This is a genomic window from Streptomyces sp. NPDC050619 (genome assembly GCF_040654815.1).
Taxonomy (GTDB): domain Bacteria; phylum Actinomycetota; class Actinomycetes; order Streptomycetales; family Streptomycetaceae; genus Streptomyces.
On record NZ_JBFAIR010000012.1, the window covers coordinates 25,362 to 38,374 of the forward strand.

Below are 13,013 nucleotides of genomic sequence, written 5' to 3' on the forward strand. Positions count from 1 at the left end.
GGTAGCCTGTCCCGTCGTCGAGCCCGGCGCCCTCAGCTCCAGCCGTAGCGCTCGCTCAGCCGGTGGCGGACCAGGTTGAAGCGCATCCGGTCCAGGGCGCATGCCTCGCGGCGCATGCCGGCTTCGTGGAGTCGCAGGACCCGGTCCACGTCCACCCAGGAGTCCCGGCCCGAGCGGTCCCAGGGCCCGCTCCCGATCGGTACCCACTCCCGGTCGCCGTCGTGCCGCTTGCTCGACAGCTGGACGGCGAGGAAGGTGCCGCCGGCCTCGCGGGCGACGACGAGCACGGGGCGGTCCTTGCCCCGGCCGTCGTTCTCCTCGAAGGGGACCCAGGTCCAGACGATCTCGCCGGGATCCGGGTCCCCGTCGTGCGCGGGCGAGTACTCCGTGCGCACCCGGCCCACCTCGCGGGCGTCGGCCTCGGTAGTGGCGGAGGGGCCGAGCCGGCCGGGAACGTATCCATCGGTAGACGCAGTCACGGAGGCAACGTTAGAGCCCCCGCCTGGAACCTCTCACCTCACCCCTCGTCCTGCTCCACTGCGACCTTCTGCGACGTGACTTTCTGCGACGCGGGAGTCACGCTCCCGTTGAGCGGCGAAGTCCCGTTCGCAGCCTGCCCGTTCTGGTTCATCGAGGAGAGCAGCTGACGGGCCAGGCCCAGCCCCGTGCCGCCCATGGTGAGCGCTTTGGCGAGCATGTCCGCCATGCCGTCCGCGCCGTTGAGCACGACCATGTTGTCGACGCTGCCGAAGGCGGACGCGCCGGCCTTCACGATCTCCGGCCAGTTCTCGGCGAGTTGCTGGGCGACGACCGCCTCCTGGTTCTCGGCGAGGGCGGCGGCCCGCGCCTTGATGGCCTCCGCCTCCGCGAGCCCCTGGGCCTTGGTCGCCTCGGCTGCCGCGAGCCCCCGAGCCTGGGCCGCGGCGGCCTCGGCCTCACCGGTGGCCCGGGTCGCCGCCGCCATGGCCGTACCGCGCGCCTTGGTCGCCTCGGCCTCCGCGCCCGCGGCCGCTTTGACCCGGGTCGCCTCGGCCGCGGCGGCCAGCTCCGTCTCCTTCGCCTTGGCCTGCGCCGCCGAGATCCGCGCGTCGCGCTCGGCCTCGGCCAGCGTGCGCTTCTCGTACGCCTGCGCGTCCGCGGGTTTGCGGACGTCCGCCTGGAGTTGCTGCTCACGGCGCTGAGCCTCGAGCTCGGCGACGCGCGTCTCCTGTACGACGACCTCCTGCCGGGCCGCGGCATCGGCGAGCGGACCGGCCTGGCGGGCCTTCGCCCCCGCGTTGTCGCGCTCGGCCTGGTAGCCGGCCTGGAGGATCTCGCTGTCCCGGGTCGCCTCGGCCATCCGCGCGAACGACTGCTGCTCGGCCTCGGTGGCCAGCCGGTTCGCCTCCGCCTGCGCGATCCGCGCGTCCCGCTGCACCGCCGCCGCGTGCGGCATGGCCAGGTTCTGGATGTACCCGGTGGGGTCCTCGATCTCGTGGATCTGGAGCGAGTCCACGATCAGCCCCAGCTTCTCCATCTCCGTGCCGCAGGCCGCCCGGGTCTGCCCGGTGAGCTTCTCGCGGTCGCGGATCATGTCCTCGACCGTCAACCCGCCCACGATGGACCGCAGATGACCCGCGAAGACGTTGTGCACCCGCTCCGACATCAGCTTCTGCTGGTCGAGGAAGCGGCGGCCCGCGTTCGCGATCGACACGAAGTCGTCGCCCACCTTGAAGATGACCACGCCCCGCACCTTGAGCGGTATGCCCTGGCGGGTCACGCAGTGCACGTGCAACTCGGTCTCGTTCAGATCGAGCGAGAGCTTGCGCACCGCCTGCACGCCGGGCAGCACCAGCGTGCCGCGCCCGGTGACGATGCGGAAACCCATCCCCTCTTCGAGGCCCTCTGTCCTGTGCTTGGAGCCGGAGATGATCAGGGCCTCATTGGGTTCGGCGACCCGCCACATCATCTTGAACACACCGATCACGACGAGAACGGCGAGAACAGCCGCACCCGCAACGACGCCGACAACCATCGGCATTCGCCCCCTTTGGATGGTGCCCTTTCGGCACCGAACGAAGGGAGTGTGCGCCTGTACGGCGCCGGGGTACAGACGCTGACGGATCCTTGTCGAAACCTTGATACATCCCGCTCTCACCTGCGGGGGAGCGGGCTCAACTGTCGTACGCCGCTTGGACGTAGACCGTTCGCGGCGGCAGGTACTCGACGACCATCACCACCGTGCCCCGCTCGATGCGCTCCGTACCGGAGGCCGGGTAGGCGAGGAAGTGCTCGGCACCGCCGCGCACGCGGACGATCACCTCGCCGACCAGCCCGGGCCCGATCGTCCCGGTGACCCGTCCCATGAGCCCGACCATCGACGCGTCGTCCATGGTCACAGGGTACGGGCCGAAGGTTCGTATGTGGCAGAGGAATCTGAAGGGGGTTGGGGCGAGTGGTTGCTGTGTGGCGGGGGGTCCGAAGGGTGCTGGCGGGGCACGGTTGTTAGGTGGCAGAGGAATCTGAAGGGGGTTGGGGCGAGTGGTTGCTGTGTGGCGGGGGGTCCGAAGGGTGCTGGCGGGGCACGGTTGTTAGGTGGCCGGGGGTCGGAAGCGGGTTGGGGCGAGTGGTTGCTGTGTGGCGGGGGGTCCGAAGGGTGCGGGCGGGGCACGGTTGTTAGGTGGCCGGGGGGTCGGAAGCGGGGCGGGGCGAGTGGTTGCTGGGTGGCGAGGAGTCCGAAGCGTGCGGGCGGCGCACGGTCGTCACGCGGCCAGGGAATCCGAAGCTCGGCGGGGCCGAACGATCGCTACGCCGCGGGGAAGTCCGAGGCGACCCGCTGCGACGGCCACGCCTCCTGCCAGCGCAGCTCCGCCTCCAGTTGCGCCGCCAGGGAGACCAACAGGGGCTCGCTGTCCGCAGGCCCGAGCAGCTGCGCCCCGACCGGCAGGCCGCCGGTGACGAAACCGGCGGGGACGTTGACGCCGGGCCAGCCCAGCACGTTCCACGGCCAGGCGTAGGGGCACGCGGCGATCATCGCCCGGTCGGTGGCCAGCCCGCTCAGGTCGAGCAGCGCTCCGATGCGCGGCGGGGGCGCGGCCGTCGTCGGCGCGAGGATCACGTCGTACGTCTCGAAGAACCGTCCGATACGGCGTTGCAGGACCGCCTCCGCACGCCGGGCCGCCCGCAGTGGAACCCCGCCGAGCAGCCCGCCCAGCCGGGCGGCGCCGCGGGTGCGGCGGTCGAGGAGCGCGGGGAAGGGTGCCTCGCGGACCCGCTCGGCGATACCGGCGGTGGCGCGCGGCACGAAGGTCAGCCCGATGCGGCCGTACGGCGGGTCGGCCTCCTCGACGATGTGGCCCAAGTCGCTCATTCGCTCGGCGAGTTCGACGACCCGCGCACGCACCTCGGGCTCAAGGCGCGCGGGCATGGCGGTGAACGGCGGCTTCAGGGAGAGGGCGATGCGCAGCCGGCCGGGGTCGCGGCCGACCGCCTCGGAGGCGTGGACGGGCGAGGGCCGGTGCGGGTCGAGTGCGTGGTTGCCGCTCGCCACGTCAAGGAGCAGGGCCGCATCGCCTACCGTCCGGGCCAGCGTGCCGTTGACCGTGATGCCCTGGAAGGACTCGCCGCGCGGCCAGGTGGAGATCCGGCCGCGCTGCGGCTTGATGCCGATCAGATGGGTCCAGGAGGCCGGGATCCGCACCGAACCGGCGCCGTCCGAGCCGAGCGCGGCCGGCACGAGACCGGCGGCGACGGCGGCGGCCGAACCACCGGACGAGCCGCCCGGCGTGTGCTCCGGGCTCCACGGATTGCGGGTCGCGCCGAAGGCCGGCCCTTCGGTGAACGGCCACTGCCCGAACTCGCAGGTGTTGGTCTTACCGATGATCACGGCCCCGGCCGCACGCAGCCGCCGTACCGCCTCGCCGTCCCGGGCGACCGGCGGGAACTCGCCCTGGCAGCCGAACGCGGTCGGCTCGCCCGCCACGTCCATGTCGTCCTTGACGGCCACGGGCACCCCGAGCAGCGGTCTGCGCACCCCGGTGGCTCCGGTGGCTCCGGCCGCTCTTGCGGCCAGTTCCCGGTCGGCGGCCTCGGCCTCGGCGAGCCCGGCCTCGCCCCGTACGATCCGGAAGGCGTTGAGCGATCCCTGCGTGGCCTCGATCCGCGCCAGGGCCTGCTCCACGAGGGCCCGGGACGTCACCTCCCCGGCGGCCAGCGCACGGGCGGACTCCGCGAGGCCTGCGGAACGGTCGAGCGTCATGCGGGACACCTCCAAGGATGTTCTCTACCGAACGGTAACGTCCGGAGGGGGTGCGGCGGAATGCCCCCCGCGCCCGGGCGCGTCCGTGCCCGGCTTCGGCGCACGCCACAGGTTTCCCGCAGGGCTCGCCGAGTCGTGCGCAAAGCATTGACGGGCCCGAACCCCACCCCTACCTTCTGATCGACTTCCCGAACCTTGTTCGAAATATCGGACACTCAGAGCCGTGTGTCCCCGAGGGAGAGCCGCCCGTGACCACCAGACCCCCCACGCCGCCACCGTCCCGCCGCACCCTGCTGCGCGCGCTGGCCGCCGTGCCCGCCTCGGCCGTGCTCCTGGGTGAGATGCCCGGCCTGCTCGGAACGGCCTCGGCCGCCGCCCCGCCGAGCGGCTCCGCCACCCGCTACACCATCGTGCCGTTCCTCAACAGCGACGACGGCACGGTGAACGTCTACCAGTCGGACGACGCCACCGACTTCCGGCTCGTCAAGTCGTCCGCCTACACGCCGCCCAGCAATCGCATCCGCGACGCGAGCGTCATCAAACACACGAACGGTTACTACTACCTCACCTACACCACCCACACCTGGCAGGACCCGAGCACCACCATCGGCTTCGCCCGCAGCTCGGACCGGCTCAACTGGACTTTCCTGTACGACTACACGGTCCCGATCGCCAACCTGTCCCGCGCCTGGGCGCCGGAGTGGTTCGTCGACAGCGACGGCAGCGTGAACGTCATCGTCTCCTGCTCGACCACGAACGACGAGTGGATCTTCACGCCGTACCTGCTGAAGGCCACGAACTCGGCGCTGACCGCATGGAGCTCACCGGTAGCCCTGTCCGGCATCGGCGCGAACCACATCGACACGTACATCGTGAAGACCGGCTCGACCTACCACGCCTTCACGAAGAACGAGACGACGAAGTACATCGAGTACGCGACGGCCGCCAGGCTCACCGGCCCCTACACGATCAGCCGGACCGGCAACTGGGCGGGCTGGGGCAGCTACCGCGAGGGTCCGGCGCTGGTGCAGCTCGACAACGGCGGCTGGCGGATCTTCTTCGACGGCTACGGTGACGGCACCTACTACTACAGCGACAGCTACAACGCCTTCGCCACCTGGTCCGCCCCGACCGCGCTGCCGGCGGTCTCCGGTACGGCACGCCACTTCACGGTGATCAGGGAGACGGTCTCGGGCGGCCCGAGCCTGGCGAAGAACGTGACCCGGTCCTTCCAGTCGGCCAACTTCTCCACCCGCTACTGGCAGTCGCAGTCCTCCCTGCTCAACCTCCCCGTGGTGAGCACCTCCAGCACCACCGCCGAGAAGCAGGCGTCCACCTTCACGGTCGCCGCCGGCCTCGCCGACGCGAACGGCTACTCCTTCCGTGACGCCGCCGGCAACTACCTGCGCCACTGGGACTTCCGCGCCCGCTTCGACGCGAACGACGGCACATCGACGTTCGCCAGGGACGCCACGTTCATCGCCCGCACGGGCACGAGCAGCGGTTCGATCCGCTTCGAGTCGTACAACTACCCCGGCTACTACCTGCGGCACTACAACTACCAACTCCGGGTGGAGCGGACGGACGGGACGCAGCTGTTCCGGCAGGACAGCTCGTTCGTGCCGGTGGGCGCCTGGGGCTGAGCGCTCCGCTTTGCCGTTCATCGCGCAGGCATGCTCCCCGGCCGCAGTGCGAATCCGGTGATGACGCCTTCCAGGTAGCCGGTGCCGGCCCCGATGCCCAGGACGGCCCATACGGACAGGTCCGGATGGGCCACCAGCACCAAGAGAATCGTGCTCAGACCTACCGCGGTCCCGACGAACGATGCGATCAAGGAGATGTTCACCCACGACGTCAACCGATCCACCGTCGCACCGATGAGACGCAACATCACATAGCCGGCCAGGACTATGGCGAATTCCTGGCCGGCATTCGCTCGGGGCCCTGCGATGACGGCGGCGACAGCCCCGCCGCCGCAGATGATGACCGTCGCGACGGTGGCGAGCCGAGCAGCCGAAACAAGAGGCAGGCTATTGAAAGCATGTCCAACGGCGAAGGCGCCGAGGGCGGCAACGCTCACAGCGATCAACATGCCCGGCCACCATGAATGAACAAACGGATCAGTCAGTTTCATCGCCGACAACCCGAGCATCACACCGACTATCTCGATACGCGGACGGTTCGTCATCCTCGGCCAGTCCTTTGGTGTCGAGCGGCTGTCCACGAGATCAGCCCGTCTGGCGAGGAACGTAACTGAGGGCCGCCGGGACCCGTCCCGCGCCGCGGTCTAGAACAGGCCCCGCTGACGCAGGTCGGCCGGGTACTTGACGATCAACTCGCGTGTCAGATGCGGGATGTCCTTGTCCACGCCGATCCCGGCCTCCCGTACGGCGGCCTGGAACCGGTCGGCCGGCATCGCGGATCCGGGCAGGGGTTCCACGGGACTGCGGAACGCGTGCAGCAGCGGCAGCATCGAGTGCTGCCGCTGTTGTTCCGGCAGTGCGCGGATCGCGGTCTCGAACCGGACGAACCAGTCGTCGTAGTCCGCCAGGCAGCGGATCGGGTAACCCGCCTCGACGAGCCACGTCACGAAATCGTCCAGCGAAATGCCGTCGTCGTGCGGGTTGACCACATTGAACGTCCGATACCCACGGGAGTCGCGCACGCCGAGCGAGTTGACGGCTTCGGCGGTGAAATCGACGGGCAGCCCGTCGAAATGGGCCCGTCCGGAGCCCGTGCGGCCGGCGGTCCGGTAGAAGGACGCCGGCGCGATACCGGTCCGTAGCAGGCTGAACACCAGGCGGGTGAACACGTCGGACAGGTTCAGCTGCCCCGTGTGGCGGCTGTGGGCGAGGATCATGTCCGATCGGAAGGTGGCCACAGGCAGGCCGCACAGGTCGTGGGCCTGTCGCAGGAGCACTTCGCCCGCCCATTTGCTGGTGCCGTAACCGCCGGCGTAGGTGTCGTCGAGTGCGCGGACGGGGCTCAGCTCACGGATGTCGCCCGTCTCGTCGAGGGCCGGCCCATCGAGTTGGCGGGCTACGCCGACGGTCGAGAGATACAGGAACGGTTTGATCTTCGTGGTGATCGCCAGTCGGATCAGTTCGGCCGTACCCACGACGTTCGGGCCGAACAACTGCTCATACGGCAGCATGTGGTTGACCAGTGCGGCCGGGTGCGCGACGAGGTCGACCTCCTCGGTCAGCCGCTGCCAGGTCGCGTTGTCCAGACCCAGGTTCTCCTCACCGATGTCTCCGGCGAGAACGTCGAGATGGTGTGCGGCCAGTTCCCGGTAGCGGCGCACCAGTTCGGCGTCACCGCTGTCGAAGGCGCTGTCGAGGCGGGCTCGGGCGGCGCTCTCGTCCCGGCCGCGCACGACGCAGATCAGCCTTCCCCCGGTGCCGGCCAGCCGCTCCAGCCAGTCCAGGCACATGAACCGGCCGAGATAGCCGTTCGCGCCGGTGAGCAGCACGGTCCGCGGGGTGACCTCCTCGGGCGGCGGCAACTGCCGGGCGGCCGCGAGGGTCTCGGTGTCCAGGAACCTGTCCAGCCTGAGATCGGCCGCGCGTGCCTCGGTGCTGCCCGCGCCGTGGACCGTGGCGAACGTCGGCCGTTTCGCCCCCGATGTGCGGCCGGTCTCGATGTGGTCCGCGAGGGAACGGAGGTCGTTCGCCGAGCTGAGGACCACTCCTACCGGCACCTCGACACCGAAGATCTCCGTCAGGAGCGTGACGAAGGACAGTGCGGACATCGAGTCGCCGCCGAGGTCCGTGAAGTGGGTGGCGGCGTCCAGCTCCGCCGTCGAGCAGCCGAGGAGCGCCTGCGCGGCGCGGCGGACCGTCTCGAACACGGGCTGGTCCGGTCCGCCGTCGCGCAGCGCACGCAGTGTGTCCTCCTGCCCCTGGGCGAGTTCGGCGTACAGCGCTTCGAGCCGCTCGCCGTAGCGTTCCCTGAGCCGGGGAGGCAGATTCTTCCGAGTGTCCGACAGGAGGCCGTTCTCCAGGGAGAACGGTTCGGTCTCGATCAGGAAGTCGCGGGGGATCTCGTACGAGTTCAACTCGGCGTCGAGGGCCGCTTCTCGCAGGGCCTCGCTCAGCGATGCTCTGAGGCCGAGCGGGTGTGCCGCCCGGCCGATCGCGTCCTCGGTCGGCACGATCACCGCCAGTAGGTGGGCGCGTTCGCTGTTGCCATAGACGAAGATCTGCCGGATGAGGGGGCTGGTGACGTACACCCCTTCGAGACGGGAGAGTGCGACGAACTCGCCCTGCGCGAGCTTGACCACGTTGTTGCGGCGGTCGACGTACACGTATCGGTCGGTACCGACCCGGGCCATGATGTCGCCGGTCCGGTAGAAGCCGTGCTCGTCGAAGGACCGGGCCGTCGCCTCGGGCCGTCGGTAGTACCCGGGCGTGATGGTCTCCGTCTTGAGCAGCAGCTCACCTCGCGGGTAGGGCGAATCCGTCTGGAAGTAGCCCAGTTCCGGTACGTCGACCAGCTTGATGTCGAGCACCGGCGGCCGCTGCACCCGCGTGTTGAGCAGCACCGACCCGGTCTCGGTGGAGCCGTAGCCCTCCAGCAGGGGCAGATCCAGGCACGACTGGACGAACTCCCGCAGTTCGGCGGAGAGCGGCGCGCTGCCGCAGAGCGCCTGAAGCAGCCGCCCGCCGACGAAGCGCTCCCGCAGGTCCGTCTTCACGGCGGCGTCGAGCGCCTCCCGGTCGGCGAACTCCGCTGCCCGCCGCGTCATTTCGGCCTGGTACTCCTGGAACAGCATGTCGCAGACGCGGGGCACCATGAGCAGGGCCGTCGGCCGGGTGAGCGCGATGTCCTCGAACAGGGTCGACAGATCGCTCCTCGCCGTGAAGTAGGAGATACCGCCCCGCCTGAGCGTTTCCACGAGCGACGAGCGGCCCGCCACATGGCTCAGGGGCAGGTAGTTGACGACTATCGAGGCCACGTCGTCCGGTATGGGTACGGAGCCGGCCCACGATCTGTGCAGCATCCGTTCGGTGTAGATGGCCCCTTTGGGCGTGCCCGTGCTGCCGGAGGTGTAGATCAGGAGGCGGGTGGGGTTGTCCTCGGGGCCGGGGGTGAACAGCGGCGCGGGCGGGAGGTCGCGTCCGCGTCCGATCACCGTCTCCAGTGTGTCGGGGGCGGGGTGACCGGCTCCGGCCAGCCGGGTGCACGCGGCTTCGAACGCCTCCCGTTCGGCATCGTCCTCCGGGCGGTGGTCGAACACGACCAGCCGCGGTGACGACTCGGCGGACAGCACCAACTCGACGGCTCTGTCCAGGAGTTCGACACTCGTCGCCAGAACGCGCGGCCCGGTCTCCGCGACGATCGGCGCGAGCTGGGAGACGGGGGCGCCGGACTGCAACGGCACGGACACAGCCCCCAGCCGCAGGCACGCCAGGTCAAGGGTCACGTAGTCGCAGCTGGTGAATCCGTAGATCGCGACGAAGTCCCCCGGAACGAGCGGCTGCCCCGCGTCCGCCGTCCATTCCGCCGCTACGGCACCGGCCCGTGCCCACAGTTCGCCGTAGCTGACGGTCGTGAACTCCGGGAGCAGCCGCAGTGATGTGCGCCCGGAGACCAGGTCGGTCACCCGCTCCGTCGCCCGCTGCGCCAGGGCCGGCCGCTCGGCGTACCCTTCCATGATCGTCGCGACGGTGCGTGACAGTATCTGGTCCCGTCCGACGTCCCGCACCGCCGCCCCGATGGTGCGAAGTGGCAGGGCACGGCGGTACTGCGGATCGTGCTCGGACAGCTCCGCGACGAGGCGGGCCGCTCGGGTGGTTCTGGAGGGGGTGGTATGGGGAGTGGAGGGCATGGCCGTCACCTGTTCTCTGTTGTTCTCTGTGCGGATTCGGGACAGGGCAGGGGGGAGGCGCGAACGTCGCCTGCCAGAGAACTAGGTCGAGCGGATGCCGGAGCGGAGGCGCCGTGCGGGGCCGGAACTCCCGGGCGTGGCCGGCCGCATCATGCCCGCCGTGTAGTCCTGGTACCACCGGGCCAGTTCCACCCGGGACTTGATGCCGAACTTCCGGAAGATGTTCCGCAGGTGGTAGTTGACGGTGTACGCGGACAGATGCAGCTTTCCGGCGACTTGACGGTTCGTCATGCCCAGCACGACCAACTCCGCCACCGCGCGCTCGGACCCTGTGAGGGTCTGTCCCGGATCGGCCGGCCGATCGACGGATACGGCGGAGGACCGCACGGGCGGTGCGAGTCGGGTGAGCCGTCCGGTGATCCTGGCGACGTCCGTCAGCGCCCCGGCCTCTTCGTACAGCTCCCGCGCCGCGACGAACTGTCGCCCGGCTGCGCCGTCCCCAGTGCCCCGGTCGAGCAGCAGGACGCCCAGGTCCTCCGCGGCCCAGGCGGCGGCCCAGGTGTCGCGGTGCTCACTGCGGGCCTGGGCCAGGGCGGCCTCGTCACGGCGCAGCAGACCCTCCGCGTGCAGCGCCGAGACGGTCAGCGGCTGGAAGGCGGCGTTGTCGTCGGCGAGCGTGCGCACCGCGCGGACCACCTCCTCGGCCGGCTGAGGGGCGTTCGCGGCGAGGGCGGTACGGACCATCCAGGGGGCCGCACCCGGTTCCTCCACGAAGAGGAGCGGCCCGGCGATCAGATGCGCGTACTGCTCGGTCAGCAGTTCGACGCCCCGTGCCGCGCCGTGCCGTGCGGTCGTGACCTGGAGGTCGACCCACTCGGGCTGGGCATAGAGCGCGAGGCGGTCGGGTTCCGACTCGGCCTGGCAGCGCGCCACCAGCCGCTCCGCGACGCGAAGTTCGCCACCGCGCAGGGCGGCAAGTGCCCGGATGGCACCGGCCAGGGGGAGCAGCCACCTCTCGGGCTTGTTGACGAAGCCCATGGCGGCTTCGATCCACCGGTCGGCCTTCCGGTGATCACCCTTGACGCTCATGATTCTCGCCGCGGTCGTCCCAACAATCAGGTTCGCGGGTGGTGCGCCGGACGGCTCTTGCCAGCAGGCGACCTTGCGCAGCAGCTGCTCCGCTTCGGCCGTCTCGCCCAATAAGGAGAGCTCGAGCGCGACACAGTTCGTGATGAGTTCTTCGATGAGGTCCGACTTCCCGGGCGGGATGATCGCGGCGGCCTTCCTGCTCAGGCGGAGGGCTTCGGCCGCCTGGCCGCCCATCCGGGCGCACACCGAGTGGACCAGCATCGCCAACGCTTGTCCCGTCGCCGCCCCGGATGCCACGCAGCCGTGGAGCAGGGCGGTCGCGGACTCCCGGGCTTGATCCATCCGGCCCTCGTACAGCAAGGAGACGGCGCGGGTGGACAGGACCGCGATGCTGTCCTCCTGGAGCACGGACGGCGCGGACGGCGCCGGTGCGGCCGAGGGCCGGGGAGGCTCCGGCGGGAGGTGGGCCGCAGGGCCGGGCACGCTCGGCTGCGGGAGCCGGTCGGCGGGCGCGGACGCGGCGTGCAACAGCACCTGGCGTACGCCCAGTGCGGTGCTTTCCACGATCGTCCTGCGGACCAGTTCGTACCGGAAGTTGAGCCGGTCGTTGCTGCGGCAGTCGAGCACGCCCATGTCGATGGCCCGCTGGACGCGTGCGGCCAGGCTGACGGGAGGAACGTCGACGAGGATCGCGGCCAGGTCGCCGACACTGAACTCCGGGCCCAGCACGGTCGCCGTCCTCAGCATGTCCTGGACCTGTTCGCCGAGGTCCTTCAGCAGGCAGTTCACCGTGGAGCGCACCCGCTCCGGCACCGCGGCGGAGGTCGCGACGGCCGTCCGGTCCACTACCCGCACCTGGCCGTCCTCGCGCAGGCCCCTGGCCAGTGCCGCCGTCAGCAGCGGGTGGCCGCCTGCCTCGTCGGCCAGTTCCAGCAGACCGGGGTCGGGCGGGGCCCCCAGGATGTCGGTGAGGAGTTCCCCTACCGCGTCCGGGGAGAGCAGGCCGAGGTCGAGCCGGGTGCACCCCCACTCCTCGAGCGCCCTGACGAACCGGTGCACGTCCAGGCCGTACGCATCGTCACGCAGGCTGAGCAACCACACCTGCGGCTGGTGCCTCAACTGCTCGAGCCGGGCCGTCATCCGGGAGAGCAGGGCCTGATCCCCATACACGTGTAAGTCGTCGAGAACGGCCAGCACCGGGCGGTCCGCGATCGGTGGCGGGAAGGTCTCGGTCTCGGCTCGGACGGCGGTGAATTCGCGCTTCTCGGCGATATGGCAGATCTCTTGCACAAGGCGCGTTTTCCCGCAGCCTTCGTCTCCGGAGACCAATATCACGCCACCGTGGCCGGATTCGGCTTCGGCCAATGCCTGGAGGGCGAGTTCTATTTCTTTGGAACGACCGCGTAGGGGACTGTTTGACACACGTGACCTCACGTGAATTCGTGTTCAGTGTTGATCAGGCATTGAACGACAGCGTGTCCCGCACCTGGCGCATTGATGGATCTTGTGGGGAGTGACGATCCGTCAGAAAAGGCGTGGAGGGTGGGGAGTTGGGGGGCGGCTAGTGGAACGCTTGAACATTAACACGCCTTCTTGACCCGTTCTTGATGCGTTCTTTGTGACCGGAGGATGACTGACGTGTGGATAGATGCAGCCACAGGCAATGGCGCATCTCGAGTGCGCTACCCACTTGAGTAGTTGCCTGTCGACTCACTCCCCGTAAACCTACCTGCTCAGGTGGTGACAGTCGTCGGCTTCGGCGGTGATGGTTGGGCGGGAGTACAGGACTCCGAGGCGGCGTGCCGTTAGGGATTGAATCTCCGAGAGAGGGGTGGCGTTGTGCGACGGGATGCCGGG

8 protein-coding genes are annotated in these 13,013 nt (G+C 69.7%); 1 reads left to right on the plus strand and 7 read right to left on the minus strand.

All coding sequences use genetic code 11. The features are described from left to right. Positions 1-32: 32 nt before the first annotated feature. The 4 genes from AB0I77_RS20830 to AB0I77_RS20845 form a co-directional block, all read right to left on the minus strand. On the minus strand, positions 33-479 hold the full coding sequence (locus AB0I77_RS20830; RefSeq protein ID WP_363284103.1) for a type II toxin-antitoxin system PemK/MazF family toxin: 447 nt from the start codon (positions 477-479) through the stop codon (positions 33-35). Between the two features lie 38 nt (positions 480-517). Beyond that, entirely contained in the window at positions 518-2,020 is a 1,503-nt protein-coding gene (locus AB0I77_RS20835; RefSeq protein WP_363284104.1) for an SPFH domain-containing protein, read from the minus strand. A gap of 133 nt (positions 2,021-2,153) precedes the next feature. Next, positions 2,154-2,372 (minus strand): hypothetical protein, encoded by a 219-nt coding sequence (locus AB0I77_RS20840; RefSeq protein ID WP_363284106.1) that lies wholly within the window; start codon positions 2,370-2,372, stop codon positions 2,154-2,156. Positions 2,373-2,785: 413 nt separating this feature from the next. Next, complete coding sequence (locus AB0I77_RS20845; protein WP_363284108.1) at positions 2,786-4,237, minus strand: amidase; 1,452 nt, start codon at positions 4,235-4,237, stop codon at positions 2,786-2,788. Positions 4,238-4,485: 248 nt separating this feature from the next. On the opposite strand from AB0I77_RS20845, the gene AB0I77_RS20850 reads away from it, so the two are divergent. After that, positions 4,486-5,880, plus strand: a complete 1,395-nt coding sequence (locus AB0I77_RS20850; RefSeq protein ID WP_363284109.1) for a glycoside hydrolase family 43 protein — start codon at positions 4,486-4,488, stop codon at positions 5,878-5,880. A 17-nt stretch (positions 5,881-5,897) separates the two neighbouring features. On the opposite strand, the gene AB0I77_RS20855 is transcribed toward AB0I77_RS20850, so the two are convergent. From AB0I77_RS20855 to AB0I77_RS20865, 3 genes are all read right to left on the minus strand, one after another. Then, positions 5,898-6,425 (minus strand): hypothetical protein, encoded by a 528-nt coding sequence (locus AB0I77_RS20855; protein ID WP_363284110.1) that lies wholly within the window; start codon positions 6,423-6,425, stop codon positions 5,898-5,900. 99 nt (positions 6,426-6,524) lie between these two features. Further along, positions 6,525-10,067, minus strand: a complete 3,543-nt coding sequence (car, locus tag AB0I77_RS20860; RefSeq protein ID WP_363284111.1) for a carboxylic acid reductase — start codon at positions 10,065-10,067, stop codon at positions 6,525-6,527. 81 nt (positions 10,068-10,148) lie between these two features. Continuing rightward, on the minus strand, positions 10,149-12,590 hold the full coding sequence (locus tag AB0I77_RS20865; protein WP_363284112.1) for a LuxR C-terminal-related transcriptional regulator: 2,442 nt from the start codon (positions 12,588-12,590) through the stop codon (positions 10,149-10,151). Positions 12,591-13,013: the final 423 nt, after the last annotated feature.

Excerpts from the sequence above, each read along its gene's own strand:
- AB0I77_RS20835 (WP_363284104.1), bottom strand. The coding sequence starts at position 2,020 with ATGCCGATGGTTGTCGGCGTCGTTGCGGGTGCGGCTGTTCTCGCCGTT.
- AB0I77_RS20840 (WP_363284106.1), bottom strand. The coding sequence starts at position 2,372 with ATGGACGACGCGTCGATGGTCGGGCTCATGGGACGGGTCACCGGGACG.
- AB0I77_RS20845 (WP_363284108.1), bottom strand. The coding sequence starts at position 4,237 with ATGACGCTCGACCGTTCCGCAGGCCTCGCGGAGTCCGCCCGTGCGCTG.
- AB0I77_RS20855 (WP_363284110.1), bottom strand. The coding sequence starts at position 6,425 with ATGACGAACCGTCCGCGTATCGAGATAGTCGGTGTGATGCTCGGGTTG.
- car (WP_363284111.1), bottom strand. The coding sequence starts at position 10,067 with ATGCCCTCCACTCCCCATACCACCCCCTCCAGAACCACCCGAGCGGCC.